The organism is Paenibacillus sp. SEL1, assembly GCF_054602535.1.
On record NZ_CM137723.1, the window covers coordinates 2,556,242 to 2,582,835 of the forward strand.

Sequence of the window (26,594 nt, forward strand, 5' to 3'; positions counted from 1 at the left end):
CTAGATATCCTCAGACGGATTTATAATCGCCAGTACCTGGTGATCCTCCCACTTTCCGTTGATCTTTACGTTGCTTCGAGAGATGCCTTCTTTGTGAAAGCCAGCCTTCTCAAGCACACGGATGGATCCTGGATTCCGAGGAGAGGCTTCCCCGAAGATCCGGTGAAACTTTAGCTCATCGAAAGCATAGCGAACCACCTGCTTCACCGCCTCCGTCGTATAACCCTTGCCGTTATATGCTTGGTCTAGGCTGTATCCGATCATACAGCTCTGAAGCGGTCCTCTCACCACAAAAGATAGACCTATGCTGCCTATAATCCGGTCGTCCTCCTTGTGGCATACCACAAAGGAATATTTCCGATCCTCCATCATGTCGGTCTTGCTCTTAATAATCGTCTGGAGCTGGTACTCCTCCGTATAGTACTTCTCTTGGTTGTTTGGCGAAAACTTATCAAAGAATTCCCGATTGCGCTTGTACATTGCTGCCAACTCTGCGGCGTCCGTCTCCTCAGAGAACCGGATGTATACTCGCTGCTCCGACATCTGCACCATCCTTCCAAACTGTAATATTGAAAGAATTATATCACAGGCTGAAGATTGGGAAATGATTTGATGAATGGTGTATATCAGGCAGCATTCCTTTGAATGTTAACTAAAAATATATAGCGAAATTATTGGATTGCATATAATATTTTCTGAAAAAGGGAGGCCAGAAAGTATGAATCATGCTTACGCAGTGCTTGAGGAGCGTATATTCGAATGGGGAATCTCTAATGAGGAAATTATTGCGGTTTATATCGTTGGGTCCCGGGCAAGAGAGGACAAACCTTTTGATGAGTTTTCTGACTTGGATGTAGTCGTCTTTTCAACGAATCCAGATTACTATCTTCAAAATGATCAATGGTTACTAAACATCGGCAAGGTTTGGACCAGCTTTATGTTTCAAACGGCAAAAGGAGATCCGGAAAAACTCGTTCTCTTTGACCAAGGGGCTGAGGTTGATTTTCTATTCCGTCATACTTCTGATCTGGATCATATAATCAAAAATGGACGTATTCCTGAAGGATTTCAGCGTGGGGTTAGGATGCTGCTCGATAAGACGGGAAATGGAAACCAAATCATCCCTCAAACCACTACGATCCCGGGTACTCCTCCGATATCTGAAGGTGCTTATCTACAGGTTGTTAATATGTATTGCTTCGCCTCTCTCTATGTGGCTAAACAAATTTTGCGCAATGATCTGTGGGTAGCTAAGCAAAGAGATATGGACTGTAAACAATTATTGCTGCAAATGATAGAGTGGCATGCAAAAGCTGTACATGGATCGGAATATGATACTTGGCATGCAGGGAAATTCATAAATGGATGGGCTGATCAAGATGTCGTTGCTGATTTGAGAAAATCTTTTGGGGAATATGATCCCAATCATAGTTGGGAAGCACTGGTCGTATCCTTTGAGTTGTTCAAACGATTATCCTCGGAAGTGGCAGCTAAGTATAAATACGCGTATCCGGATGAATTATTTTCCCATATTCAAAACTGGTTAGGGGGACAATATGATAAGCATAGATAAAAAGTCGGACACCCTAATTGTTGTGCTGCATGAGATTTATGGAATTAACCAGCATATACAAAATTTTTGTAGCCTATTATCGGACCAGGGTTATGACGTCATTTGTCCAAATTTACTAGGCAAGGAAACGCCTTATGACTATTCGCAAGAGGAAACTGCCTACACCAATTTTATGGAGAATGTAGGATTTGACCGCGCTTTCTATCATATCGAAAGTTTATTATTAAGTATTCGAGCTCGTTATAAAAAGGTATTTATCGTCGGATTTAGCATAGGGGCAACGATTGCCTGGCTGTGTAGTAAAGAAAAGTATGTTGATGGAATCGTAGGATACTATGGCTCTCGTATTAGAAATTATTTAGAAGTAACTCCACATGGTCCAATACTGCTTTTTTTCCCACAGGAAGAACCATCATTTAATGTGGATGAGCTCATTTCAACTTTAGACAACCGTAATATCCGGGTACATAAATTCAGTGGACAGCACGGATTCAGTGACCCGTACTCTCCCCGATATAACGTACACTCAGCTCAGAAATCATTTAAAGAAATGGTAGAGTTCTTCAAGGAAAGTTGATCAATGAACAGCTTCACTTGGTTAGATGATAGTAATGATCGGTTGAACAATTATGCCTATGTCCGTCCAATGACGAGAAAACAACTGGCCTTGTCTCCAATCATAAAATCCAATGCGGAATAAGAGAAGGACTAGAACTATGATGATCTAGTCGACTTCTATCGAAAATATCTCTTTAAAACCTCTTTTACCATCGGCTGTAATACGTATCGCTCGGGTTGTGGGCAGACGCTCGATCCAATTTAATTCGAATAATCTGTCTAGAACAGCACTTCCTAAAGCACCTGCAAGGTGATGGCGTCGTTCACTCCAATCCAGGCATTTATGTGAGAAGGAGCGACGCTTTTGTCTTGTTTTTTTTAGATCAATCTTAAAGTCAGTGAAGAAAGCCTCTCCTGGTTCCGTGATATGAAGCCCGTCCTGATCTTCGAAAAGAATCCCCTTCTGAATGAAAAAATTCATGAGCTGTACGCCTAATTGACCCGCAACATGATCGTAGCAAGTTCTTGCCAACCGTAGGGCCTCGTTTTCAGAGGCCTGTTTGAATGAATGGATAGGGACAGGCGGAGCTATAGATAAAAATGACTCCATCACCCGGGCAACTTCGGGGTCTTGAATGCCATAGTAACGGTGCCGCCCCTGTTTTTCTACAGTAACGACTTGTGCCTCGGTCATTTTTGCCAGATGGAAGCTGGCTGTTTGCGGTTTGATGCCTGCCATATGGGCCAATTCACTTGCCGTGTGGAACCTGCCGTCTAATAAAGCGGTGAGGATAGCTGCACGGGAAGGCTCGCTAACAAGAGAAGCAATCATGGCTACATTTGACTTGGTACTCATGGCACGATTATCCCCCTTTGTAATCCATACTTCGATGAAGGTTGAAATATTTATATTTTACAATAGGGAGGTAGATCTGAATAGAAGGAGAAGAGATGATGAACCCAATACATCAGATGAATGAGATGAATCATAGCCCAGACGTTATAACGATTAACCCTAGCATTTTATATTACGGAACCCCTGTAATTTTACTCAACACGCTGAATGAGGATGGAACGACCAATATTAGCCCCATTTCCTCCTCGTGGGCATTAGGAGATTGTGTGGTACTAGGTATTGGAATTGGTGGGAAAGCATTTGAAAATATGAAGCGGCATCCTGAATGTGTAATCAACGTCCCGGGGCCTTCGATGTGGGAAAATGTAGAACGTTTGGCTCCTTATACAGGCAAGAATCCTGTTCCAGCGGAAAAGAAGGAACATGGATTTATGCACCATAAAGATAAGTATGAGATCAGCGGACTAACTTCGATTGAGTCGAATAGGGTCAAGCCCGCCCGAATCAGGGAGTGCCCTATTCAAATTGAAGCCAAGGTGAAGGATGTAAGAATTCCTGACCATTCTCCTTATTTTGCGATCGTCGAAACTCAAGCCATACAGGTGCATGTTCATCAGGATATCATCCTCGGCGAGAACCATATTGATCCGACAAAATGGAGCCCACTCATCTATAATTTCCGCCATTACTTTGGCCTGGGTGAGCATTTGGGCAAAACATTCCGATCTGAAAACTGATATTTAAACAAAATTATAATATCCTACCTGAATAATGAGAATTATCTTCCCAAATCGTTCTTTTTGTGCGAGAATGATTGAAAAATCATCCATAAGTACGCATACAAGAAGAGACGATTCATACAGCACGTATAACAAGGGAGGAAATAATCATGTCAGAAGAACGCAAGCTGTCATTCGAAACTCTCGCTGTCCATGCCGGACAACAAATTGATCCTACTACCTTTGCCCGCGCCGTTCCGTTGTATCAAACCACTTCATATGGATTTCGGGATGCGGAGCATGCGGCTGATTTGTTCTCGCTGAAAGAATTCGGCAACATTTATACGCGTCTGATGAATCCGACCACGGATGTATTCGAGCAACGGATCGCCGCGTTGGAAGGCGGGGCTGGCGCGTTGGCAACGGCTTCGGGAGCGGCGGCCATTTCCTTCTCCATCCTGAATATTGCGGGAGCTGGAGATGAAATTGTGTCGGCCTCCAGTCTGTATGGCGGTACATATAATCTATTTTCTACAACACTGCCGAAATTGGGCATTAAAGTACATTTTGTCGATTCGGATGACCCAGAGAACTTCCGCAAAGCCATTACAGATAAGACGAAAGCATTATTTGCCGAAACGATTGGCAACCCACAGGGCAATGTGCTGGATGTGGAAGCTGTAGCGGCGATTGCGCACGAATATGGTATTCCGCTGATTGTAGACAACACGTTCCCAAGTCCTTACTTGTTGCGTCCTATCGAATACGGAGCGGACATTGTTGTGCATTCTGCAACGAAGTTTATTGGCGGGCACGGCACGTCTATTGGTGGGGTGATCGTGGACAGCGGCAAGTTTGACTGGAAAGCGAGTGGTCGTTTCCCAGGACTGACTGAGCCTGACCCGAGCTACCACGGAGTTGTTTACACCGAGGCGGTGGGGCCTATCGCATATATTATCAAGGCACGGGTCCAATTGCTGCGGGACTTGGGAGCGGCGATTTCTCCGTTTAATTCATGGCTGCTGCTTCAGGGCTTGGAGACACTTCATTTGCGGCTGGAAAGACATAGTCAAAATGCGTTGAAGGTAGCGCAATATCTCGAAGGCCACAAGGATGTGGAGTGGGTCAGCTACACCGGGCTGCCAAGCCACCCGTCCTACGAATTAGCTCAGAAATACTTGCCAAAGGGACAGGGAGCGATTCTGACCTTCGGTATTAAAGGTGGAAGCCAAGCGGGAAGCAAGCTAATTGCGAATGTAAAGCTATTTTCTCATTTGGCGAATGTGGGTGATTCCAAGTCTTTAATTATTCACCCGGCAAGCACAACACACCAGCAGTTGAATGTGGAAGAACAGGTCGCTGCCGGAGTCAAACCAGAGCTGTTACGCCTATCTGTCGGGACAGAAGCGATAGACGATATTTTGTACGATCTGGAGCAGGCGATCGCGGCCAGCCAGCAGTAGTAGCAGTAGACCCTTCTTAGACTAAGTGTGACAGAGCAATCGTGTAGCATCGCAAGTGATTTTCCGACCCAGATCAGTATTCGTCCAGAGTTTGATCAGGCGGGGGGCAACCTCCGTCTTTTTTTGCGTGTTGACATCATACCCCCATAGGTATATATTATACCCCGTAGGGTATATGAGGAGGGGAAGAAATGGATAGGAAAATAGTTATTATTGGCGGGGTAGCAGGTGGAGCTTCTGCTGCTGCGAGATTGCGTAGATGGAATGAGGAAGACGAGATTATTCTGTTTGAACGCGGAGAGCATGTTTCTTTTGCGAACTGTGGCCTTCCCTACTATATTGGCGGGACAATCCATGCGCGGGAGAAGCTGTTTCTCCAGACGCCTCAAGGGATAAGAGACCGTTTTAATATAGATGTGAGGGTACTGAAAGAAGTGATACAAATAGACCGCGAGCAGAAGCTCGTCCGCTTCCGCGATATGATTACAGGGGAAACAGATGAGCAGCCGTACGATATTGTGGTATTGTCGCCAGGAGCCAAACCGATGATACCGGACATTCCCGGATTACATGAAGCTGTGAATGTATTTACATTAAGAAACATTCATGACACGGACGTTATTAAGGCATATGTAGATGAAAGACATCCCCAGCATGTCACGGTGATCGGGGCCGGATTTATTGGGCTGGAGATGGCCGAGAATTTGCGGGAGCGTGGACTTGCAGTAACTATTATTGATATGGGTCAACAATTATTGAATCCGCTGGACCCTGAAATGGCCAAATGGGTAGAACAGCATATGAGGCTGAACGGGGTGGAGGTGCGTTTAGAGGAAGGAGTCACGGCTTTGGAAGAGCAGGGTACACAACTTCGTTTGACCTCCGGGGGTGTGCTTCAGACGGACATGGTTATTCTGGCGATCGGTGTTGTTCCTGAAAATGAGTTGGCCAAGCAAAGCGGATTGGAACTTGGTTTTCGCGGCGCCATTCAGGTCAACGCCCAACTGCAAACCAGCGATCCGGCCATTTATGCGGTGGGGGATGCCATCCAGGTCAAAGACCGCAATCATGGGTTTGCAACGATGGTATCACTAGCTTGGGGAGCCAATCGTCAGGGGCGTTTGGTAGCGGATCATATTAACGGTCAAGCCATTTCTTATGATGGGGCGCTTGGAACATCCGTAATTAAGACCTTTGCATTGACTTCAGCTTCTACAGGTAATAATGAAAAAACATTACAGCGGCTGGGCGTTCCTTATCAGGCTGTTCATATTCATCCTGGTTCGCATGCCGGCTATTACCCTGGCGCATCACCCATTGCTATGAAGCTGCTCTTTAATCCTGAGAACGGGATGATCTATGGGGCGCAGGCTGTTGGAGCTGATGGAGCAGACAAAAGGATTGATGTGATTGCGACGGCTATTCGTGGTCATTTGAACGTCCGTGAGCTGGCTGATATTGAACTTGCTTACGCACCTCCCTATTCTTCAGCAAAAGACCCTGTGAATATGGCGGGTTACGTGGCTTCGAATATCATGGATGGGCTGGTCCAAACGATACAGTGGCATGAAGTTGATGATTTTCACCGCAATGGTGGTCTTATAATTGATGTAAGGGATGCGGTGGAGCTACAGGCAGGAGCCATTCCGGGTTCTGTTCATATTCCTCTGGCCGAGATTAGAGAGCGGATGACAGAAATCCCTAGTCATCTGGAGATCGCGGTATCCTGCCAAGTCGGTCTGCGAGGCTATATTGCGGCCAGAATTTTGACTCAATACGGTTATCGGGTGAGGAACGTTGATGGTGGCTATAAGACGTATTCGGTTATGGCTGAACGTGATCATCTCTTAAAATAGTTCATCACCCATCCAATCTGGTTGAGGTGATCCGTTACTTCGCCGTGCAGCGCACCAAAGAAAGTATCTTGTAGCTCCACGGTAACGGTACCTTTCTCTGCTAGTGCGTGGTAAGCTTGCCTAAGCTCGTCCTCACTTTCACAGTCAAGAATGATTTGGACATGCTGCGCTTTCAGCGGTTTACCGTAGGAATCTGAAAAATGGATATGACTGCTACCCAGGTGAAGTTCAGCGTGCAAGAGTCTGCCGTCCTGCTTGTTTAGCACTTTGATTTTCCCGCCTAACACCGATTGGTAATAATCAATGGACTGCTGCACATCGGTTACAATGACAAAAGGACTTGCACTTCTCATGGGATCATTTCCTTTCATGTCTTTGGTGTAGGATCGCTACTGTACATTATTTACGTTATCCGCAGGGTTTACCCCTTTTCTGATCAAATTATGGCTTGGTTCACTGTGTGACGTCTGTTACAATAGAAGAGGTATATACGAATGGATAGAAAAGAGGTTGAACAGGTGGGCACTTCAGTGATTTGGGAAGCAGTTATATATTGGGTGATCTTGGTGATTTCCGCTCTGTGCGTGATCGCAGTATCTGGTACTCGGAAGACAGCAAGCACGATTATTTTAGCGCCCGTTGTTTTGTTCTGTACCATATTTATGATGCAGGGATCAGTGTTTACTGCCATGAATCACCCGACGATGGGGTCTAATGTCGGTTTGGGTATGGCATTTCTGACAACATGGGTGGTCAGCGGAATATTGTTTGCTGTAGCGCTTGTAATTGCTTTTATTAAATATAACAAGAAGAACAAGGCGTAATTTAGCCTTAACCTCAGATGGATAAAGGCTTTCGGTGATGTACCGAAAGCCTTTTTTTGTATTTTTTTACGATGGAGGATGTCTCTGCTTATCTACGTCTTCTCATAAGCAATACAACGATTAGCACGACGATGATCACGATCAATAGGAATTTCATATTCAATAACCTCCTTGGTCTGTCTCATATTTGGTATTAACCACTTTGAGTTAGTATGTACCGATGGATCTCAAGCAAGTATCTATTGTCGAGTGCTTGGGGAAAATTAGAATGTGGGACTAAAAAGAGGTTTACAGGCTTAGCTGGAAAGTGTATACATAAAGTAAGGAGGCGATTGCCATGAGTGATCGTGCATTTCATTTGTTCTATATTATTTTCTTAACGGTTCTGGCACTTGGAAGTGTGGGTGGAATCGCTTGGTGGTTGCGCTCTATTGGTCGTCAGGAGAAGGAAAAAAACTAAATTCAACATGGGCATACAAGCCCGAATGCATCTTCCAGTAGGAGGGTGCATTTTTATATGTTATAATGGGAACATATGTTCTTTGTAGGAGGGAAGACGATGTTGCCAGATTTGGAACGAAAGCTGCTACGTATTTTGTATAATTATTTCGCCCAGCATCGCCACATGCCCACAATGGCGGAATTGACCGTAAAAACAGGCAAGCGAGACGCTGAAATTACAGTCGCCTTGCGACATATGGAACAGGAGCGTTACATCACTTGGGAAAACAATTCGGGTACCCAGCATGTTGTTTTACTGGAAGGGTGGGAACGTCCCTCGACCCAAAGGCGCACCCAAGCGGAAACAAGACGTTCCACTACGCAAACGATGCCGCCCGATGGTACAGAATATTGGACGAATTATTAGAAGGTATATAAAACTGGAAAATTAATGAGTTTTTAAGGTGCATATCATTTAGTTTTAAGAAAGCGAGACTATAATGACCCTATTAACCCCTTTTTGATCAAGCTATAGGCCCTGCCGATGTATCGGCAGGGCCACTTTTTTGTTCATAGATATGCTTTCCGTATATGAAAAATCCCCCGGGGATCATCCGGAGGATGGTGCAGTTTGCATATACTGCACGGCCTGCTCAAACTTCATCGTTTGATGGCATAATATATATTCAACCCCTGCTACCTTGCATTATATGGTCAGCATGTTCATAAGGGGCAGTGTGATTCCACTGTTCATTTTCCAAACGACAAAAGCCCTACCTCTCTTTCGTCCTTGCGGCTCCGATGACCGCGCCAGTGTGAATGTGAAAATCTTCGGCAAAAGCTCAAAATTCTACATTAGGGTTATACATAAAATTTGGAGAAGCTCCATACGGTGATTAGGAGTAATAGCTTGTTGCGTGGAATCTTATGGGGTTAATACATATTCTAATAGTATAGCAAGAATGATTATAAAACACAAGTCATTTTTGGCTTTTTGATGATAGACTGGAAAAAATGTTGGCTAAAATGTCCTTCCCTCGCGAGTTTCTTAATTAAGAATAAGATGATTTTCCATCTATAAATTGCAGATTAAAAGCCGTCCTCGTATTTATGTAAAATGCTCGAGCAAGAAGGTAAACTTTTGATGGTTGGACTCCGATATTGAATACACAAGATATTTTAGAGTGTACGGATGAAAAGAGGGGTAGCAATTTGCCGACCTATAAGCGCTTTATTCAGCATGTTATCCTGAACTATATTATAGGTTCGTTTATCGCTGTATTGTTGGTAGGTATGATTTTTGTATTTTCCACGTTAAATGTAGCCCACTATGAAATTCTGGGTCTTGTTAAAATTATTGCATTTTCCAGCGTCATTATGATTGCTTGTGAAACCATAGTGTTTCGAATGCATTTGAGACCCGTTCATCGTTTTTTTCTAGGTAACCAGGAAACGCTTAAGGATGTAGAAGCGGTGTATATCCGGGTTCATCATCTGCCTAATTTGTCAGTTTTACGTATTGTTGGACCGCATTTGTTAGGCTTCTCTATCCCGGCAACCGTTATTGCGTTATGGATGATACATACTGGACAACTTACTTTTCCCTTTTATTATGTAGGAATCGCCTGTATAGGAGCTTGTCTGGTCGCTTCCATGCACGCACTGGTTGAATTTTTCCTGACCATGAGAGCAATCAAACCGCTTCTGGAGGAAATTCGTGATCGAACCTACCAGCAATATGGATTAAACCTGTCCCTGCGAGGACGAGTCCTGCTATCGCTTCGGCATAAATTTCAGTTAAGTGCGACGCTCATTGGTGCTTTTCCTTTATTTTTATTTTGTTTAGCTACACAGATTCGCCTGGAACGTTTGGAGGCGACGGATTCTACCTCCTATTGGGCTTGGGCGGGTACGATTTTAATTTTTGGTGTAGCCTTTGCTTATCTGGGCGGCAGGTTGCTGACCCGTGAGATCGAACAACCGATCCACCATCTGCTAGAAAAAATGAATGAAGTGAAGGAAGGCCGCCTGAACAGTAATGCCAGCGATTTGTATTCAGACGAATTTGCGGAGCTGGTCGAAGGATTTAACATGATGATCGAGGGCCTGAAGGAACGGGAAGAAAAGAACGGTCAGCTATTGGACAGTTACTTCGCCACCTTGGCGGCAGCACTGGATGCGCGAGATGCTTATACCGCAGGACATTCTTTGCGTGTAGCTGAATATTCCGTACTCATTGGGCGCAAGGGAGGTTTGAATGAGACGGACCTCGACTTGCTGCGCAAAACAGCCTTGCTGCATGATATCGGTAAAATCGGCGTAGCTGACGCTGTGCTGCTCAAGGACGGCAAGCTGACGGACGAGGAGTTTGATCAGATTAAAATGCACCCGGTTATGGGAGAAAGCATTCTCCGGCAAGTTGAGCCTGCTTATGCTATGGCCCCTTATTTGCCCGGCGTGCGCTCGCACCATGAGCGTTATGATGGCAAGGGGTACCCTGACCAGCTCGCTGGGGAAGATATCCCCTTATTTGGGCGAATCATTGCTGTAGCGGATGCTTATGATGCGATGACGTCTGATCGTCCCTATCGGCAAGGTATGAAGGAAGAGAAGGCGGTTATGATATTAGAAGAGGGAAAGGGAACCCAATGGGACCCTTATTTTGCCGAGTTATTTGTCAAAGAGTGGCGCCGGAACAAAGGCATCACAAGCTGACTCTATAGGTATCAGCACTAGGGCGAGCCATTGAGGTTCGCTTTTTTTATATACGGATATAAGATCTTTTGACATGTCGAAAGATGGGGCTTCATGTTATGATGTACAAGAAAGGCAGACGCGGTTAACATAGGCCTGGCATCCAATTTTTTGCGCTATGGGAGTGTGAGTCCATGCAATTTTCAATGATGTTTTTAATGAATTTGGGGATGCTGATTGCCGTTGCCTATGTGGCGAACGTGATTTATAAATATGGTTTGAGTCGTACCTCTTCGCGGTTCAAATATGTCAGCTCGGTGCTGCTAGTGATATTTGGCGGATGGGTCAGCTCTTGCTTTGGTTTTAACTTTAGTGAAACAGTTATTTTTGATCTGCGTTTCGTACCGCTGATTATCGCGGCGTTGGTGTATCCTCGCTCTTATACGCTTATTATTATTGGGGTCGCAATCGGACTTACGAGATTTACCTTCGGCCTGCATATGGCGGCGTGGGTCGGCTTTTTGAATATGAGCATTCTGGGCGTCCTGTGCGCTGGATTGAACTACTGGATGCGCCGTTCCACCTGGCGTTTGATTATCAAGGCATCGGTAACCATTTTAGCGGTTAATATCGTAAATACGTTAAATATTGCCTTACTAGGCGTCATTCCCTGGCGCTATTATGTAGCGGAGGTTGTTCCTCTTACACTGCCTATCGGCATCGTTCTCAGTTTTTTATTTGCTCTGATTTTACGTGACTTTCAGATGGAGCAGCAGCGGAATCATCAGATTAAGCAGGCGAATGAGTTGTTATCAGAGCAGCGAGATGAGTTGCAGAAGGCAAAGGTCATTCTAGAGGAACGTGCCAAGCAACTGATGATGGCTTCCCAATATAAATCGGATTTTATGGCAACGATGTCGCATGAGTTACGTACACCTCTTAACAGCATCATTAATCTGGCGCAAATTATCAACGAGCAGGGAAAAGAGCTGGATGAGGACGAGCTAGACCAGTACAGTGATCTAATTTATGCCTCTGGGCATGATTTGCTCCAATTGATCAACGACATTCTGGACCTATCCAAGGTCGAGGCTGGGCACATGGAAATCGTAAGTGAGCCAGTTAGTGTACGTGAGATTGCGCAGGTGATGATGATGCATTTTGAAGTCACAGCGAAGGATAAAAATCTGGAATTCAGCTTGAAGGAGCATGAGCCTATACCGAATGAAATCCGGTCTGATTCCAAACGCGTACAGCAAATTTTGCGTAATCTATTGTCCAATGCCTTTAAGTTCACTCATGAAGGACGTGTATTGCTGGAAATCAGCACACAACATCTGGATCGAAAGGGACAAGAGGGAGATTGGGTTGTATTTGCTGTAAAAGATACGGGCATCGGCATTTCCAATCTTCAGCAGCATGTTATTTTTGAGGCATTCCAGCAGGCGAACGGTTCCATTAATCGTAAATATGGAGGAACTGGGTTGGGATTGTCCATCAGCCGTGATTTTTCCCGCTTGTTGGGCGGGTTTATCCGTCTGGAGAGTGAGGAGGGCAAGGGAAGTACATTTTCCCTGTACCTACCGATGTGTCCGTCCAAAAGCAAGGAGGCGGACGAACAACCCTTTAAATTAACCTAATCGCAATTGTAGGAGCAGGAGCGCTATGGCACAAAGGAGGTCTATCATGGAACGCAAAGCGGTCGTTGTGGGTGCAACAGGGCTTGTCGGGGGTTATGTTGTACGAGAACTGCTGGTGCAAAAGGAATACAACCGCGTCATGGTTATGGGCAGACGTCCATTGGACATCAAGCATCCCAAGCTGGAGCAGGCGCTCATCGATTGGGAACAGTCGCAGAAAGCGGCGTTCGCCTTCGAAGGGGTGGATGATGTTTTTTGCTGCCTTGGGACAACGATGAAAAAGGCGGGCTCCAAGGAGCAGTTCCGTCAGGTGGATCTGGACTATCCGGTGCTGACAGCCCAGTTAGGCAAAGAAGCTGGAGCGGTACAGATGCTTGCGGTCTCTGCGATGGGTGCCGATCCAGACTCACGCGTGTTTTATAATCGTATCAAGGGTGAGGCTGAAGAGGCGCTTGCTGCTGTCGCATTGCCTGCGCTGCATTTGTTCCGTCCGTCGCTGATTTTGGGCGCGAGACCTGAACGACGTTTGGGCGAAGCCGCTGCCGCTGTTGTCATGAAGGCACTGGACGGCCTGATGACGGGCAAGCTCGCTTCCTACCGCGCCATCCCGGCCCCGGTCATCGCACGAGCCATGGTACGAATTGCTCTCGCACAGGCGAGCGGCGTACATATTTATCCGAACGACATCATTCGAGTCATTGGTGCAGAACTAACATCCGATGATGAGGAACCCGGTACAGGAACGGCTCCTGATGAGAACGTGTAAAACCACGGCTAGGGTTAAAAATGAAAATAACGCCGCTGCTGCCCGATGATTCGGACAACAGCGGCGTTATTTGTGTTTTATTGGCGGTTTGTATGTTGCGGCACATCCACCGTAATCTCTAATTCATCAATATAATGACGTGTCCAGTTGCCATTAGCATCGAGTAGGGCACTGCCTCCTGGTTGTGTTGGCAAGATATAAGGCTTGAAGATGATCTTCTGGGGAGTGTCCACAAAAGGAGTAAACAGGGTGATCATTTTGCTGTTACGTTCTTTGGTAAGAGGAACTCCAGAGCCGCTTAGGAGTTGGAGTTCTCTTCCCTGCTCGTCGAATACCGCATAATCAAGCATATCCAATTCCTTTTTGGTGTACTGGATCGTTTGTCCGTTTTTAATGTCATTGTACTCTCGCTCCACGGTGTACTCATCCGGCATATGTGCAATATCGGTCAGCATTTTAAACGACGTTGTGATCTTGGTCGTGATGGGTGTGATTTCTACCTTTTCTGCCATAAATGCAAGATACGGATTAGACTTACTCATTTGCAGCTGAAGTATCTTGTTATTTATTTTAGTTTTGTGAACCGGGGTTTGTATGCGAAACGGCTCGGCTACACCTTTTAACTTGGCATATACCTCTAGCTCAAACTGATCTGGTAAGGCGGGTTTACCACTGGCAGGGTCACGCATATACGCAATCAGCATAGAATTACTATCTTTGCCTGGGCGGCCATACATGAAATTAAAGGCGCCGTTATTGCTATTGACCGATGTCCCATTGATGAACAGGTCCACTTTCTCCAGAATGTCCTCTTCGGGCTGTCCTTGCGTTTGGATCGCCGGATATAGGGTTTGATGTTGTGAATCTCCGCCGCTCTTTTCCAACGCCACGACCAAGCGTGTCCCGTCAAATATGATTTGTGGTACCTTTAATGTAATACCGCTATGGGTAACACTGAGATTCGAGGAAGTTGCCAATCCTTTCTGATCAGCGGTTTGCAGCCCGAGATCCCCAGCAAGCTTGAACATGCTATCTACAAGGGGGACCTGCTTTAATGATTCTGCCATTGTAGGCGAAACAAAGGCGCTACCGATGATCATAACGCTAATGACAGCCGCAGAAGCAGCGGCAATTGCGGTTCCCCGGAGAAATTTTTTGCCCGGTCGATGTAAGGAAGGAGACTTGGATAACGGCCCCCCATCTGATTCCATTTGTGTGTAAAATGCATCTAAGCGTTCTCTTACCAAATCGGGAATCATTACCGTGTCTGCGTCCAAGTTTACCTTTTCTGATTGTAATTTCCGATCCAGCTCTTGATGCTGTTTCTCAATCTCTGAAGGGCTCATTGAAAGGTCACCTTCCTTTCTCCACGATTTTGTAGCAGGTCCATTAATATTCTGCGAGCACGGTGCAATCGTGTTTTGACGGCCCCCTCTGATACATCCAGTATCTCTGATATTTCTCTGATCGGCATATCCCGCAAATAGTGCAGGGAAATTACGGTTCGCATGGATTCCTCCAAGTGGTCGATGGCCTCGCGCAGCTCGATTTTTTCATATCCACCTGAGGTGGAGGGTTCCTGCACAAATTCCGCCACGGGGACGATCCGTTTTTGCTTGCGGATAATGAGATGGCACTCATTAATGAGGATGCGAAGCAGCCATGTTTTAAAATAGCGAGGTTCACGCAGTTCACCCAGAGACTGGTATGCCTTGAGCATCGCCTCTTGCATCGCGTCCGCACAATCTTCATTGCTGCGAAGAATGGAACGCGCCATGCCATACATATCGGATTCCATATGTTTCATCAAGGCGACGAATGCCTTGCGGTCTCCCTGACTTGCTTGGTGTGAGTTTGTTTCGAGATTCAAAGGATGGTGCCCCTTTCCCGTCTATACTAGCTATGTTCATTGTACCTGTATCTGGATTTATAAAATTTATTTTGTAGCAGGTTATAGGAGTTAGATGATACATAGGTGCTAAAGGTTACAGCGGAAATAAAAAAATATAGCACCTTCCCAATGAGGTGTCTTAAAAGAAACCCTGTGCGTTAACCCGTCGCACGGAATAGTGGCTTTGGACTGCACATGCTATAATACGGTGAACCAGTATCAGGAAGGAGAATCCATCCCATATGAAAAAAACAATTGCTACTGAAAAAGCACCCGGTGCTATCGGCCCTTATAGCCAAGCGGTAGAGGCAGGCGGGTTTATTTACACTTCGGGACAGCTTGGACTGAATCCGGCAACAGGTGAGTTTGGTAAGGATGTACAGGAGCAGGCACGCCTGTCCTTGAGCAATGTACAAGCCATTCTGGAAGAGGCAGGCAGCAACATGAACCAGGTTGTGAAAGCGACTGTATTCCTGAAGGACATGAACGATTTTGTCAGCGTCAATGAGGTGTACAGTTCTTTCTTTGAACAACCCTACCCAGCACGCAGTGCGGTGGAGGTAGCTCGTCTGCCTAAGGATGCACTGGTAGAGATTGAAGTCATTGCATTGAAGGGCGAATAGTCTGAAAGATCCGTTCATAAAATAAAAAGTTTGCATGGCAAACGGGTGTCCCTGTTAAATAGAGACACCCGTTTGCTCAAATTTAATGTGTTTTGTTCTTTTAAAATACAGAGCGGAGGTGGAGATGATTAATAAAAAAATAATTTTGACTGGTGGAGGCTCTTCAGGACATGTAGCAGTAAACCTAGCTTTGATTCCTCACTTACTGGAACAACATTGGAGTGTCCAATACATAGGCTCTGAACAAGGGATTGAAAGAAAATTGATTTCCGGACTAGAAGATGTGTGTTATTTCAGTATCTCAACTGGAAAATTGCGTAGATATTTTGATTGGGATAATTTTAAGGACCCTTTTAAAGTACTGAAGGGGATTTCTCAAGCGTACCGGATTATAAGAAAAGAAAAACCGGATGTTATTTTTTCAAAAGGCGGATTTGTTTCGGTTCCTGTGGTATTGGCTGGCTGGTTGAATAAAGTCCCTGTAATCATTCATGAATCAGATATTACCCCTGGATTAGCTAATAAGATTTCCAGCACATTTGCTACAGAAATTTGTACTACCTTTCCTGAAACCACTCAGTACTTTCGCTCTAAGCATACTCGGTATGTAGGTGCTATTGTGAGAGATGAACTAAAAGATGGGAAGTCAGCCAAAGGTTTAACCTATTGCGGTTTTACTCGGAATAAGCCGATCATTCTGATCATGGGTGGGAGTTTAGGCTCCAAGAAGATCAATGAGATGGTCTGGATGAATTTAGAGGCTTTGCTCGTTCATTTTCAAATCGTGCATATTTGTGGTAAAGATCAAGTGAATCATTCCATTCATATGCATGGCTACAAGCAATTTGAATACATAAACGATGAACTGGCGGATGTTATGACGATGGCAGATATGGTTGTTTCTAGGGCGGGTTCAAATTCCATTTTTGAATTCTTGACGCTGCGGAAGCCGATGCTATTGATCCCTCTTTCAAAGGTGGTTAGCCGGGGAGATCAAATTCTAAATGCAAAATCATTTAAAGCGCAAGGCTTTTGTGAATTTTTAGAAGAAGAAGAGTTGGAATCTGAACGATTTGTCGACATGATACTTCGTTTGTATGAAAAAAGGTCGGATTATATTATCAATATGAAGAAAATCAATGCAGATCACTCGACAAGCAAGCTTATAGATTTGCTTAGAGTCCATACCTAATCACATGGTTAAAATGAATAAACAAAGCAAGCGAGCTTGGGCTAAATGATTCAGACCCAACTCGCTTGCTTTTGCTAGAGATCATATTCGTTTTCTTTAATCCCGGTCTCGATTACGGGCAAAGAATAGCCATAGCGCGTACACCAGAATGATTGCCGCCAAGATCAATGCGGCTAGCCGTACATTTTCATTGTTCGGATGCTCGACGGCGATGGCGACATAGGCCCATACAAATACGAGAGGATAAATGCTGTCGCGATAAGGGAAGCTGACCATGATCGCCAATGCGGTGCCGATGAGCAGGAAAATGATCGCCCATGTCGTATCGCTGAGTCCCCAGCCACTCCATTCATTCTTTTCCAGTGCCACTGCAATGTTGATAATAGTAGCAACGGATACCCAACCGAGGTTGAGGCTGAATGGTAGCTTGACGAACCACATTTCTCCAAGGGTTGGCTGCGGCGTGCGGGTACGTACATACACGACGCTCAGGGAAAGCAAGTATAGAATAATGACGATGACACACAGCTCTACGTATACATACTGCCAGAGGAAAATCCAGATGATATTGAAGAGACAGCTTAGAATAAAAAAAATACCGATGGACTGAACGCTTGTCTTGGATTGCCCTGTAGGTGTAGCTTGGTACACGACAAAGCAGGCGAGCAGTACGTAGATGACCGACCAGATGGAAAAAGCATAACCCGCTGGTGTGATCAAGGTAGGGTACATGTTGGATACAGCAGCAGTGCTTCTGCCGCCGATAGGAAGTGTAGAAGCCAGAATGTTAACGAGAACGACAGCGATAAATGCAATAATATTCCACCATTTATACGGATGACTTCGTGACATAGGGATATCTCCTCCTCAACGAATGATGATCCAAAATGACCGACTGGTCACAACTTCTATTATGAATATACCCACTTTGCTTTCGAATATGTCCTAACGGGAAAAAGTTTCTTGATCCCGGTATAATCATAAAAAGTTGTATGTATATGCAGTCATATGTAGTACAATGGTGAAAATTTTAAGCACTATATAAGCTGAAATTCCTCAGATTCAACTTATATAGAAGTAAGGAGATAAGTAGAATGAATGGCTTGGAGAAAGTAGGGAAATTTGTAGGAGGAACCTTTTCCATCTGGGTACTTTTATTTGCATGCTTGGGATTTTTCTTTCCTGCGGCGTTTACAGGGTTGAAAGGATACATACAGTTATTTCTGGGCATTGTCATGTTTGGGATGGGATTAACTTTATCTGCGGCTGACTTTCGTGAAGTATTCCGGCGCCCAGTGGATGTGGCTATTGGTGTGGTCGGGCATTATCTGATTATGCCGTTTCTGGCCTTTGGATTGGCATTAGTATTGCAGCTGCCACCGGATATTGCGGTAGGTGTCATTTTGGTAGGCTGTTGTCCGAGTGGAACTGCATCCAACGTAATGACGCTCTTATCCAAAGGCGACGTGGCATTGGGCGTGTCGATTGCTTCGGTGTCGACGCTGATTGCTCCACTGGCTACTCCGGCGATGATTAACCTGCTTGCTGGACGATGGATGAATATTGATGCGAAGTCGCTGATCATGGATATTCTCATCGTAGTTATTGTCCCCATAGTGCTGGGTGTTATCGTTAAATCGCTATTTCGCAAACAGGCAGAAGCCAGTGTTCAGGCGCTGCCGCTCATATCAACACTGGCGATTGTACTCATCGTGGCTATTGTGGTTGCAGGCAGCAAAGGAAAGATTCTGGAGACAGGTCCGATTATTTTTGGTGTGGTTATTTTGCATAATGGTATCGGGTTCCTGCTTGGATATTGGTTTGCCAAGCTATTCGGTATGAATCTTTCCAAGCGTAAAGCTGTTACGCTGGAAACGGGAATGCAGAATTCGGGACTGGGCGCTGCGCTTGCAGCAGCTCACTTTAACCCGATTGCTGCTGTGCCGAGTGCGATTTTTAGCGTGTGGCATAATATTTCCGGCTCGTTGCTCGCGACCTGGTTTTCCCGCCGGGAGGAGAAGAACAGCACAGCCGGGAACCATTAAGCTTTGTCAGTGGCTTGTGATAAGTAGCTGCGGTTCAGCTTTTTCGAACAGTTTAGAGAAGGTCAGAAAGGATGGATTTGACTTTATAGTTGCGGATCTTTATACTGTGGTTATTACAACCACTGTATTTAAGTAAGCAACAGTAGTTTAAGTTCGTTATGGAAGGAAAACTGCATCGAATTCGTATTCGGCTTCATGCTCAACAGCCTTATATATCTGATCTGATTTAAACTGAAGGAGAGAGAACGAATGAACCCAAAATATAAGTCTCTATTTGAAACTTTTACCCTGCCATCCGGTGTTACGTTGAAGAACCGTATTACTATGGCACCTATGACTAACTTTGCTTCCCACGAAAATGGTGAAGTCAGTGACCAGGAGCTGGCATACTACCGCGAACGTTCCGGTGGTGTAGGCGCGGTTATTACCGCTTGTGTGTATGTAACTCCAGATGGCAAAGGCTTTGTCAATGAGTTCGGTGCGGACAAGGATGAATTGATTCCGAGCCTGCGTCGTTTGGCGGATACGATTCATCAAGAAGGCGCAAAAGCGATCCTGCAAATTTATCATGGTGGCCGCCTGTGTCCACCAGATCAAATTCCAGATGGACAGCCGATCAGTGCAAGCGCAGTAGCCGAGGAAAAAGAAGGTGCGCCTGTGCCGCGTGAAATGACCTCCGATGATATCCACCGCGTCATCCGTGCCTATGGCGAAGCAACTCGCCGAGCGATTGAAGCAGGCTATGATGGTGTGGAGCTTCACGGAGCGAACGGTTACCTGGTCCAGCAGTTCTTCTCCCCGCACTCCAATCTTCGTACCGATGAATGGGGTGGAAGTCTTGAAAAACGATTGACCTTTCCGCTGGCGGTTGTTCACGAAGTGAAGAAAGTGATCGCAGAACATGCAAAGCGGCCATTCATCTTTGGATACCGCTTGTCTCCTGAGGAAGGACACACACCAGGCATTACGCTGGAGGATACGATGGTGCTTGTAGACCGTCTGGCGGATCAAGGGCTGGATTACCTGCACATTTCCGTAAATCATTTCTTCGGTGGTTCGTTCCGTGACCGCAGTGACGAACGGTCACGTACCGTTCTCATCCATGAGAAGGTAGGTAACCGTGTGCCGATTATGGGAGTTGGGTCGCTGAATACACCGGACGAGGCGCTTGCAGCACTGGAGACAGGTGTACCGCTTGTATCGCTGGGACGTCCGCTTTTGATGGAGCCGCAATGGGTTCAGAAGGTGCAAAACGGCACAGAAGATACCATTCGCACGACATTATCCAAGCAAGCCCAGCAGGAGCTAGTCATTCCTGACTACTTGTGGGGTGCGTTGACGACCCTTCCAGGCTGGATGCCTGTTACGGACTAAATTTTGAATGATGGAGATACCCTAGGCTGCTCTCATGCACCTGGGGTATTTTCCTGTCTCGTGACCGTGAACAATAATAACCGTGAACAATAATATAGGAATAACTGTGAAAGAAGGAAAATGACAATGTTACATAAAGCTAATGGCACCATTTTGATAAAGTCCACCCATCCGGGGCTACAGATTCGATTGTTACAAGTAAGTGATGCAGAACGTTTATTAGAGATCAGACGTGAAAATTTTGATTTTTTCAAACCGTTCGAGCCAGAACGACCTGAAATTTACTTTACGCTGGAAGAACAGGCGCGTCTGATTTCTAACGGTTTGGAAGCGGCACAAGCCGGACAGGGATATACGTTTGGACTTTTTTTGCCGGAAAATGATAAGCTGATCGGCAGAATGGAGCTGTCGGGTATCGCTAGAGGCCCCTTTCAAAACGCCAATCTGGGCTACTTTGTAGATCCTGCATACCACGGACAAGGCTATGCCACTTCCGCGGTGAAGGATATTGTACGCTACGCCTTAAATGAGTTGGAATTACACCGTATTCAAGCTGGAGTGATGCCAAGAAATACGCCTTCCAATCGAGTGATGGAAAAGGCAGGATTTCGCCGCGAAGGGCTGGCTCTCAACTATTTGAAGATTAATGGTGTGTGGGAAGATCACGTGTTGTATGCGGTCACGGCTGAGGATTTGCAGAATGGCGTTTTCTGAATTCGCCGGGCGTGACCCCCTCCAGTTTTTTGAACACCTTGCCAAAATATTTTTCATCCTGATACCCGACCATACCGGCAATATGATGAAGGCGCAGCTTGTCATTCAGCAGCAATAGCTTTGCCTTGCTCATCCTGATCTGACACAAATAGTCTGACAGATTAACCCCGTACTCCTGCTTGAATTTACGAGAAATATATTCGCGGCTGAGATAAAAGCGACTCGCCATATCCTGTAGAGAAATGTCCTCGTCATAGTGTGCATCCAGATAGCGGGCAATATCACGGATGGTCGGGTTGTTTGGGCTATGGCTTGGTGTAAGTGCCTGACCGGCTGCCAGCAGTCGGTTTTCAACCTGTCTTTGCCATAAGGGCAGGGAAAGCATACCACGGTTGTCGACCGGCAATGCATGAATGGAGCCGGACTCATCTGCCAGTTCCTCGCCATCGGTATCTCCGGGTCTGTCATTCAGCCAGCGGGCCAGCATCCAGTCCAACTCCTGATTCCAACTGGCTAGCTGCTCTGCTGTCACCGAAGGCAGTTCGGCTACGGCTGCTATCCAGTGGCCTACCGCTATCGACACACGATTGGCATTACAGCTGAGTGCACTAAGCCGCAGTTCCTCTTCCATCTCAGGCAACTGGGGAAGACGAATGCTTTGCCGTGTCTGGGAACTCTGGTGCATCCAGTCGACGGTTTGCAACACATCCCGTTTCCACAATGCTTGCCGTGCCTCTTGGTAGGCAGTGGCTGCCGCTATGGGAAAAGCGCCAAAAGAGCCAAAAGAGCCAACCCCGATGTGCATGTAACACCGCAAAGCTGTTTTGATCCCTGTGTGAATATCCTGCAAGAGCAGCGGCCAACGAGCTGGCTCGCCCCAATATAGCAGAATAATTTCGTCCATACGCTCCAGATGACGGAATGCAATTCCGGTTAGAGAAGTTCCAAGGAATTCGTTGCAGATGTTAATCAGGGAAAAGCTCAAAAGCGCACGACGCGTTTTATATTTGTCCAGTATATCGGCATCCAGCTGCGTGGTACTCATCACAGCTGCATTACATATCTGAATAGCTGCTGGAAGACGTAACTCCTCACGTAAGGGCGTAATGGAAAGAGGGGTACTCGCTATACCGGAAACGATCTCAGTCAGGAGCTTATCAGCATAGTGCGGCCTCATCCGGTTGACCTCCATGGCCTGCATCGTCTGCCTGTTCCTGTCTTGCTCCGCTTTCCGCCAGGCTTGAGTGGCTTTATTTAGAGCCTCGTTAATCTCCACTGGATCTACGGGCTTAAGAATATAGTCCATGCCTCCCCGGCGGATGACCTGTCGAACCAGATCAAAATCATCATAACCACTGACCACCACAACTCGGGTTGCTGGGGAATTCACTTGAATCCACTCCATCAGTGCTACTCCATCCTTGCCGGGCATCCGCATATCCGTAAGTACAACGGGTGGGGAAAGGGCGGTAATGACCTCAATCGCCTGATCGCCCGACTCAGCTTCAAGTACCTCGCTCACACCGCACGCTTCCCAATGTACGAGCATCCGAATGGCATGGCGTACATGCTTCTCATCATCCACAATCAGGACTTTCATTGACAGATCACTCTCCCTTAATATGAATTTCTGCAGGGGCTTCAGTGCGAATTTCGAGTGTATAACGGACACCATGAGGCAGGATGTTGTCTACGCACAGGGTGTTGGAACCATCCTCCGAGTGAAGCTGAATACGCAATAGAACATTACGAAGGCCAATGGAATCCTGCTCGCTAGTGTCCGGCTCTTCGTAGGCTTTCAGCGGACGTTTTAACATATGCTGGAGCTGCTCCAATTCGGCCTGTGGAATGGAAGTTCCGTTGTTTTCCACGGTTATTTTCACAATGCCTTCCCGGATTCGGCTGCCTGTAATGCGAACTTCACCGGGCCCCAGCCGGGGATCGGCACCGTGTTTAAAGTAGTTTTCTACCAACGGTTGGAGAATCATTTTAGGCACCCGATCATTCAGGACCTCATCTTCCCACTGGTAAGTGACCTCTAATTGCTCACCGAAGCGTTCCTTTTGTAAATCAAGATATTGTTTTACATGTTCGGCTTCTTCCTTGAGTGTAACGACCGTATGGTCCCGCATGTTATAGCGCAGCATTTTGGCAAGGGAAGAGAGCAGAGAATAAATCCGCGGTACCTCATGCTGTAGAGCCAGGGTTCCAATCGATTGTAGCGTATTATATAAAAAATGAGGATTAATCTGTGCTTGAAGCGCTTTCAACTGATGTGTCTTATTAGCCAGCTCCAGCTTGTATTCCCGCAAAATGAGGTTATTGATGGTATCCATCATCTGTCTGAAACGGCGCGACAGTACTCCGATCTCATCGTTACTCATGGCCCGAATGTCTACATCCAGTTGACCGGACTGAATCTGGTTTATGTAGCGAGTCAGTCGCTTAATAGGTTCCGTGATTTTTATCGAAATCCATAACGTGGCCACAATGACAAGTAGCAACGCTGCGCCTGTAATGACCGCATTAATCTGAGTCAGGCGGGTAGCCCGTAAATACAGCGTACGATGTGGAATTTTCTTGACGAGCGTCCAGCCTGACAGGTTGGCATCCAGCTTGCCGTACACGTGCAGTGCCGTATCATCCTCAATCACTCCGTGCTCGCCTTCTTTAGAAATTCGATTGAGCAGGTCAGATTCCTTCCAGTGTGTTCCAATCGCTGCTTCTTTTCCGCTATATATGATTGTTCCGTTCCGATCGATCAAAAACAGCTCCTCTGTATCCGCATCATACAATTGACGGCAAATACTGCGCAGCGGCTCCAGATCAACATCTATAGCCAGTACCCCAAGCGTCTCTGAGGCAGGAATGTTCCGAATCGCCCGATGAAGTGTAAATACCTGCCGCTTTGTGCTGTGCTCCGCATAGGAAACCGCCGAAAAGCCGTACAAATGCTTCATGTGCGAAGGCTGTATGAATAGTCCGGAAGGGCCGTAATGAATAGAACCAGTAAAGGGCTCCAGCCGGAATTCCCGTAGCGGGACTGTACTGGTAATCAACGTGGATTGCCCAGCCTCAAAAGAATGCAAATACACTTGGTCAATGCCTGACGAAGCATTCATCATCGTTTGCAGTGTGGTGTAAATTTCAGCGACGGCCCGGTAATCATCCGGAATTTTGGCCAGATTACGCAGAAAATGGGGGTCATTATAGACTCCGATGGACGCCCGATTCAGTCCCTGTAAATAGTTATCCAGATTCGTAATTCCCTGAAAAATAAGCCGTTCATTTTCTTGTGTGGCCTGCTCCCGCAAGGATTGCTTGGTGAGAACGAAGGTCATAGTCATCGACAGCAGCAGCGGCAGAGTGACCGCAATGAGCAAAAACCAGATCAGGCGGGAACGAATACTGTGAAATTTCATGCAGTGAGCTCCTTTCACAATTCAAGGCGAGCCAGAGGTCAATATTTTCCCCCCTAATGGTTCACGATCCTACGTGTTCTCCAGAGCGCTTATTCGACATAATGAACATGTGAATCGCATATCCGTACGGCCCAAGCATCATGCTGCTGAAAGAAAGCCGTAAGGGAGCGTTCCAGACACCAACAGACAACAAAAGGGGGGGATCGGATTGAATCGCGCCAAGTCGTCGCAATGGCTCCAGCAATGCATTTTTGTAGGGCCGTCGACGTTATTTTTCGTTATCATTATTGTAATCCCTTTTATGCTCGGAATGTACTATTCTTTTACAGAGTGGAATGGGGTAGCCAATGAGGCAAAGTGGGTCGGGCTGGATAATTTCAGTCACATTTTATGGAATGATGACAAATTTGGGACAGCGTTCTGGTTTACGGTCCGTTTTACGGTGGTAGGAGTGGTGGCTGCGAATATTTTTGGCTTTCTGCTGGCGTATTTTTTAACCAAACCGCTGAAAACAAAAAATGTACTCAGGACCATCTTTTTTATGCCTAATGTGATTGGAGGTCTGTTGCTGGGCTTTATCTGGCAGTTTATTTTCGTCAAGGGATTTGCAGCAATCGGAGAGAGCACGAACTTGTCCTTCTTCAACCTGTCCTGGTTGGGAGATGAGATCACGGCCTTCTGGGGTATTGTAATCGTGTTTATCTGGCAAACTGCCGGGTATTTGATGGTTATTTATATCTCTTCCCTGACCAATGTGCCCCGCGATATGCTGGAAGCAGCCGAAATTGACGGAGCAAGCCGGATGCAAATTTTGCGGTCGATTATACTTCCTTTGATCATGCCTGCCGTTACGGTATGTCTTTTCCTGGCGATATCATGGTCATTCAAAATGTTCGATCTCAATTTGTCACTGACCAAAGGCGGTCCTTTCGGGTCCACAGAGTCGGTTGCACTTAATATTTACAATGAAGCGTTTGTGAATAATCGTTATGGGCTGGGAACAGCTAAAGCACTCATTTTCTTTATCATTGTTGCTCTGGTTACGAGCCTTCAGGTACGACTGACGAAAAGTCGGGAGGTGGAAGCGTAAATGGAAACAAGCAAGCGCTACCGCTTTGGAACATGGGCGACCGAGATGGTGATGATCCTCGTCGCATTGTTATTCCTCGTCCCGTTTTACTTTTTATTCGTGAATTCGGTCAAAAGCTTTGGTGACCTGCTCACCGATTCTGCGGCCTGGCCACAAACCTTTGTATGGAGCAACTACGCTAGAGCGTGGAGCATCACGCGTTTTCCCGAAGCTTTATGGAATTCACTTATAGTTACGGTAGTGAGTAATCTACTGCTCGTACTGATCAGCTCAATGGCTGCTTACCGAATGGTCCGGCGTCCGACGCGTTATAATCGAGTGTTGTTCAGCCTGTTCGTAGCTGCCATGGTCATTCCTTTTCAATCGGTGATGATTCCTTTGGTCAAGGTTGTAAGTACACTGGATTTAATGAACAGTATAAGTGGTCTGGTCATCTGTTATCTGGGATTCGGAGCCCCTATGTCGATCTTTCTCTTTCATGGATTTGTCAAAGGTGTGCCAGTCGAGGTGGAAGAGGCAGCTACGGTGGACGGCTGTACGCCTTACGGAGTGTTTTTCCGAATTGTGTATCCGTTGATGCTACCGATGATGGTAACTGTTATTATTTTAAATACGCTCTGGATTTGGAATGATTATCTCCTGCCTTCTCTGGTACTGCAAAAGGCTGAACTGCGCACGATTCCGATTGCGACCTATGCCTTTTTTGGACAATACACGAAGCAGTGGGATTTGGCTTTGCCTGCTCTAGTGCTGGGCATCCTGCCAGTCATCGTATTCTTTCTGGCCATGCAAAAATATATTATACAAGGTATTATGGCTGGTTCGGTCAAAGGTTGAGTGTGGCGATGAGCTG

The 26,594-nt window shown here is 46.2% G+C and carries 26 protein-coding genes; 18 read left to right on the plus strand and 8 right to left on the minus strand.

Features of this window, described 5'->3' with window-relative positions:
- The gene (locus tag ACYCSE_RS11715) at positions 1-543 is read right to left on the minus strand and encodes a GNAT family N-acetyltransferase (protein WP_459702307.1); all 543 of its coding nucleotides are present in this window, start codon (positions 541-543) and stop codon (positions 1-3) included.
- Positions 544-718: 175 nt separating this feature from the next.
- On the opposite strand from ACYCSE_RS11715, the gene ACYCSE_RS11720 reads away from it, so the two are divergent.
- Together ACYCSE_RS11720 and ACYCSE_RS11725 are read left to right on the plus strand one after the other, a co-directional pair.
- Positions 719-1,573 (plus strand): aminoglycoside 6-adenylyltransferase, encoded by an 855-nt coding sequence (locus tag ACYCSE_RS11720; protein WP_459702308.1) that lies wholly within the window; start codon positions 719-721, stop codon positions 1,571-1,573.
- Positions 1,557-2,150 carry a dienelactone hydrolase family protein gene (locus ACYCSE_RS11725; protein WP_459702309.1) on the plus strand — a complete coding sequence of 198 codons (594 nt, stop codon included), beginning with the start codon at positions 1,557-1,559 and terminating at the stop codon, positions 2,148-2,150. The genes ACYCSE_RS11720 and ACYCSE_RS11725 overlap by 17 nt, the downstream gene beginning before the upstream one ends.
- A 147-nt stretch (positions 2,151-2,297) precedes the next feature.
- Here the strand turns inward: ACYCSE_RS11725 and ACYCSE_RS11730 are convergent, their stop codons facing one another.
- Entirely contained in the window at positions 2,298-2,987 is a 690-nt protein-coding gene (locus ACYCSE_RS11730; RefSeq protein WP_459702311.1) for an ArsR/SmtB family transcription factor, read from the minus strand.
- A gap of 116 nt (positions 2,988-3,103) precedes the next feature.
- On the opposite strand from ACYCSE_RS11730, the gene ACYCSE_RS11735 reads away from it, so the two are divergent.
- The 3 genes from ACYCSE_RS11735 (at position 3,104) to ACYCSE_RS11745 (ending at position 7,025) form a co-directional block, all read left to right on the plus strand.
- Entirely contained in the window at positions 3,104-3,724 is a 621-nt protein-coding gene (locus tag ACYCSE_RS11735) for a flavin reductase family protein (protein ID WP_459702504.1), read from the plus strand.
- 152 nt (positions 3,725-3,876) lie between these two features.
- Entirely contained in the window at positions 3,877-5,169 is a 1,293-nt protein-coding gene (locus tag ACYCSE_RS11740) for a homocysteine synthase (protein WP_023986774.1), read from the plus strand.
- Between the two features lie 191 nt (positions 5,170-5,360).
- Positions 5,361-7,025, plus strand: coding sequence for a CoA-disulfide reductase (locus ACYCSE_RS11745; protein ID WP_459702312.1), 1,665 nt, complete (start codon positions 5,361-5,363; stop codon positions 7,023-7,025).
- Here ACYCSE_RS11745 and ACYCSE_RS11750 read toward each other — a convergent pair.
- Entirely contained in the window at positions 7,010-7,378 is a 369-nt protein-coding gene (locus tag ACYCSE_RS11750; protein WP_459702313.1) for a VOC family protein, read from the minus strand. The two genes, ACYCSE_RS11745 and ACYCSE_RS11750, sit on opposite strands and share 16 nt — an antisense overlap.
- 141 nt (positions 7,379-7,519) lie before the next feature.
- On the opposite strand from ACYCSE_RS11750, the gene ACYCSE_RS11755 reads away from it, so the two are divergent.
- The 6 genes from ACYCSE_RS11755 (at position 7,520) to ACYCSE_RS11780 (ending at position 13,390) form a co-directional block, all read left to right on the plus strand.
- Complete coding sequence (locus ACYCSE_RS11755) at positions 7,520-7,849, plus strand: hypothetical protein (RefSeq protein ID WP_023986776.1); 330 nt, start codon at positions 7,520-7,522, stop codon at positions 7,847-7,849.
- Positions 7,850-8,186: 337 nt separating this feature from the next.
- The gene (locus ACYCSE_RS11760) at positions 8,187-8,309 is read left to right on the plus strand and encodes a hypothetical protein (protein ID WP_257785344.1); all 123 of its coding nucleotides are present in this window, start codon (positions 8,187-8,189) and stop codon (positions 8,307-8,309) included.
- Between the two features lie 99 nt (positions 8,310-8,408).
- A complete protein-coding gene (locus ACYCSE_RS11765; RefSeq protein WP_023986779.1) occupies positions 8,409-8,717 on the plus strand; it encodes a hypothetical protein in 309 nt (102 codons plus the stop codon).
- A gap of 785 nt (positions 8,718-9,502) precedes the next feature.
- Positions 9,503-11,005, plus strand: coding sequence for an HD-GYP domain-containing protein (locus tag ACYCSE_RS11770; protein WP_459702316.1), 1,503 nt, complete (start codon positions 9,503-9,505; stop codon positions 11,003-11,005).
- A 173-nt stretch (positions 11,006-11,178) separates the two neighbouring features.
- Positions 11,179-12,624, plus strand: coding sequence for an ATP-binding protein (locus ACYCSE_RS11775; protein ID WP_459702317.1), 1,446 nt, complete (start codon positions 11,179-11,181; stop codon positions 12,622-12,624).
- Between the two features lie 46 nt (positions 12,625-12,670).
- The gene (locus tag ACYCSE_RS11780) at positions 12,671-13,390 is read left to right on the plus strand and encodes an NAD(P)H-binding protein (RefSeq protein ID WP_459702318.1); all 720 of its coding nucleotides are present in this window, start codon (positions 12,671-12,673) and stop codon (positions 13,388-13,390) included.
- Between the two features lie 77 nt (positions 13,391-13,467).
- On the opposite strand, the gene ACYCSE_RS11785 is transcribed toward ACYCSE_RS11780, so the two are convergent.
- Together ACYCSE_RS11785 and ACYCSE_RS11790 are read right to left on the minus strand one after the other, a co-directional pair.
- Positions 13,468-14,736 carry a DUF4179 domain-containing protein gene (locus ACYCSE_RS11785; protein WP_459702320.1) on the minus strand — a complete coding sequence of 423 codons (1,269 nt, stop codon included), beginning with the start codon at positions 14,734-14,736 and terminating at the stop codon, positions 13,468-13,470.
- Positions 14,733-15,260 (minus strand): RNA polymerase sigma factor, encoded by a 528-nt coding sequence (locus tag ACYCSE_RS11790; protein ID WP_459702322.1) that lies wholly within the window; start codon positions 15,258-15,260, stop codon positions 14,733-14,735. Before ACYCSE_RS11790 ends, ACYCSE_RS11785 begins: the two co-directional genes overlap by 4 nt.
- 263 nt (positions 15,261-15,523) lie before the next feature.
- On the opposite strand from ACYCSE_RS11790, the gene ACYCSE_RS11795 reads away from it, so the two are divergent.
- Both ACYCSE_RS11795 and ACYCSE_RS11800 read left to right on the plus strand, forming a co-directional pair.
- Positions 15,524-15,904, plus strand: coding sequence for a RidA family protein (locus tag ACYCSE_RS11795; protein WP_061830007.1), 381 nt, complete (start codon positions 15,524-15,526; stop codon positions 15,902-15,904).
- 127 nt (positions 15,905-16,031) lie between these two features.
- Positions 16,032-17,096 (plus strand): undecaprenyldiphospho-muramoylpentapeptide beta-N-acetylglucosaminyltransferase, encoded by a 1,065-nt coding sequence (locus tag ACYCSE_RS11800; RefSeq protein ID WP_322172679.1) that lies wholly within the window; start codon positions 16,032-16,034, stop codon positions 17,094-17,096.
- Positions 17,097-17,192: 96 nt separating this feature from the next.
- On the opposite strand, the gene ACYCSE_RS11805 is transcribed toward ACYCSE_RS11800, so the two are convergent.
- The gene (locus ACYCSE_RS11805) at positions 17,193-17,948 is read right to left on the minus strand and encodes a tryptophan-rich sensory protein (RefSeq protein WP_452566097.1); all 756 of its coding nucleotides are present in this window, start codon (positions 17,946-17,948) and stop codon (positions 17,193-17,195) included.
- A 242-nt stretch (positions 17,949-18,190) separates the two neighbouring features.
- Here ACYCSE_RS11805 and ACYCSE_RS11810 point away from each other — a divergent pair, with 242 nt between their 5' ends.
- The 3 genes from ACYCSE_RS11810 (at position 18,191) to ACYCSE_RS11820 (ending at position 21,229) form a co-directional block, all read left to right on the plus strand.
- Entirely contained in the window at positions 18,191-19,141 is a 951-nt protein-coding gene (locus ACYCSE_RS11810) for a bile acid:sodium symporter family protein (RefSeq protein ID WP_061830004.1), read from the plus strand.
- Positions 19,142-19,390: 249 nt separating this feature from the next.
- Positions 19,391-20,515: an NADH-dependent flavin oxidoreductase gene (locus ACYCSE_RS11815; RefSeq protein ID WP_322172608.1), complete on the plus strand. Its 1,125-nt coding sequence runs from the start codon at positions 19,391-19,393 to the stop codon at positions 20,513-20,515.
- A 126-nt stretch (positions 20,516-20,641) separates the two neighbouring features.
- The gene (locus ACYCSE_RS11820; protein WP_250259546.1) at positions 20,642-21,229 is read left to right on the plus strand and encodes a GNAT family N-acetyltransferase; all 588 of its coding nucleotides are present in this window, start codon (positions 20,642-20,644) and stop codon (positions 21,227-21,229) included.
- Here the strand turns inward: ACYCSE_RS11820 and ACYCSE_RS11825 are convergent.
- Positions 21,195-22,829: a response regulator transcription factor gene (locus ACYCSE_RS11825; RefSeq protein WP_459702323.1), complete on the minus strand. Its 1,635-nt coding sequence runs from the start codon at positions 22,827-22,829 to the stop codon at positions 21,195-21,197. The two genes, ACYCSE_RS11820 and ACYCSE_RS11825, sit on opposite strands and share 35 nt — an antisense overlap.
- 7 nt (positions 22,830-22,836) lie before the next feature.
- Positions 22,837-24,651, minus strand: coding sequence for a sensor histidine kinase (locus ACYCSE_RS11830; RefSeq protein ID WP_446675054.1), 1,815 nt, complete (start codon positions 24,649-24,651; stop codon positions 22,837-22,839).
- Positions 24,652-24,859: 208 nt separating this feature from the next.
- Here ACYCSE_RS11830 and ACYCSE_RS11835 point away from each other — a divergent pair, with 208 nt between their 5' ends.
- Positions 24,860-25,741 (plus strand): carbohydrate ABC transporter permease, encoded by an 882-nt coding sequence (locus ACYCSE_RS11835; RefSeq protein ID WP_025721893.1) that lies wholly within the window; start codon positions 24,860-24,862, stop codon positions 25,739-25,741.
- Entirely contained in the window at positions 25,742-26,578 is an 837-nt protein-coding gene (locus tag ACYCSE_RS11840) for a carbohydrate ABC transporter permease (RefSeq protein ID WP_061829999.1), read from the plus strand.
- Positions 26,579-26,594: the final 16 nt, after the last annotated feature.

Coding starts and splice junctions, on each gene's coding strand:
- ACYCSE_RS11715 (WP_459702307.1), bottom strand. CDS start 543: ATGTCGGAGCAGCGAGTATACATCCGGTTCTCTGAGGAGACGGACGCC.
- ACYCSE_RS11720 (WP_459702308.1), top strand. CDS start 719: ATGAATCATGCTTACGCAGTGCTTGAGGAGCGTATATTCGAATGGGGA.
- ACYCSE_RS11725 (WP_459702309.1), top strand. CDS start 1,557: ATGATAAGCATAGATAAAAAGTCGGACACCCTAATTGTTGTGCTGCAT.
- ACYCSE_RS11730 (WP_459702311.1), bottom strand. CDS start 2,987: ATGAGTACCAAGTCAAATGTAGCCATGATTGCTTCTCTTGTTAGCGAG.
- ACYCSE_RS11735 (WP_459702504.1), top strand. CDS start 3,104: ATGAATGAGATGAATCATAGCCCAGACGTTATAACGATTAACCCTAGC.
- ACYCSE_RS11740 (WP_023986774.1), top strand. CDS start 3,877: ATGTCAGAAGAACGCAAGCTGTCATTCGAAACTCTCGCTGTCCATGCC.
- ACYCSE_RS11745 (WP_459702312.1), top strand. CDS start 5,361: ATGGATAGGAAAATAGTTATTATTGGCGGGGTAGCAGGTGGAGCTTCT.
- ACYCSE_RS11750 (WP_459702313.1), bottom strand. CDS start 7,378: ATGAGAAGTGCAAGTCCTTTTGTCATTGTAACCGATGTGCAGCAGTCC.
- ACYCSE_RS11755 (WP_023986776.1), top strand. CDS start 7,520: ATGGATAGAAAAGAGGTTGAACAGGTGGGCACTTCAGTGATTTGGGAA.
- ACYCSE_RS11760 (WP_257785344.1), top strand. CDS start 8,187: ATGAGTGATCGTGCATTTCATTTGTTCTATATTATTTTCTTAACGGTT.
- ACYCSE_RS11765 (WP_023986779.1), top strand. CDS start 8,409: ATGTTGCCAGATTTGGAACGAAAGCTGCTACGTATTTTGTATAATTAT.
- ACYCSE_RS11775 (WP_459702317.1), top strand. CDS start 11,179: ATGCAATTTTCAATGATGTTTTTAATGAATTTGGGGATGCTGATTGCC.
- ACYCSE_RS11780 (WP_459702318.1), top strand. CDS start 12,671: ATGGAACGCAAAGCGGTCGTTGTGGGTGCAACAGGGCTTGTCGGGGGT.
- ACYCSE_RS11785 (WP_459702320.1), bottom strand. CDS start 14,736: ATGAGCCCTTCAGAGATTGAGAAACAGCATCAAGAGCTGGATCGGAAA.
- ACYCSE_RS11795 (WP_061830007.1), top strand. CDS start 15,524: ATGAAAAAAACAATTGCTACTGAAAAAGCACCCGGTGCTATCGGCCCT.
- ACYCSE_RS11805 (WP_452566097.1), bottom strand. CDS start 17,948: ATGTCACGAAGTCATCCGTATAAATGGTGGAATATTATTGCATTTATC.
- ACYCSE_RS11810 (WP_061830004.1), top strand. CDS start 18,191: ATGAATGGCTTGGAGAAAGTAGGGAAATTTGTAGGAGGAACCTTTTCC.
- ACYCSE_RS11815 (WP_322172608.1), top strand. CDS start 19,391: ATGAACCCAAAATATAAGTCTCTATTTGAAACTTTTACCCTGCCATCC.
- ACYCSE_RS11820 (WP_250259546.1), top strand. CDS start 20,642: ATGTTACATAAAGCTAATGGCACCATTTTGATAAAGTCCACCCATCCG.
- ACYCSE_RS11825 (WP_459702323.1), bottom strand. CDS start 22,829: ATGAAAGTCCTGATTGTGGATGATGAGAAGCATGTACGCCATGCCATT.
- ACYCSE_RS11830 (WP_446675054.1), bottom strand. CDS start 24,651: ATGAAATTTCACAGTATTCGTTCCCGCCTGATCTGGTTTTTGCTCATT.
- ACYCSE_RS11840 (WP_061829999.1), top strand. CDS start 25,742: ATGGAAACAAGCAAGCGCTACCGCTTTGGAACATGGGCGACCGAGATG.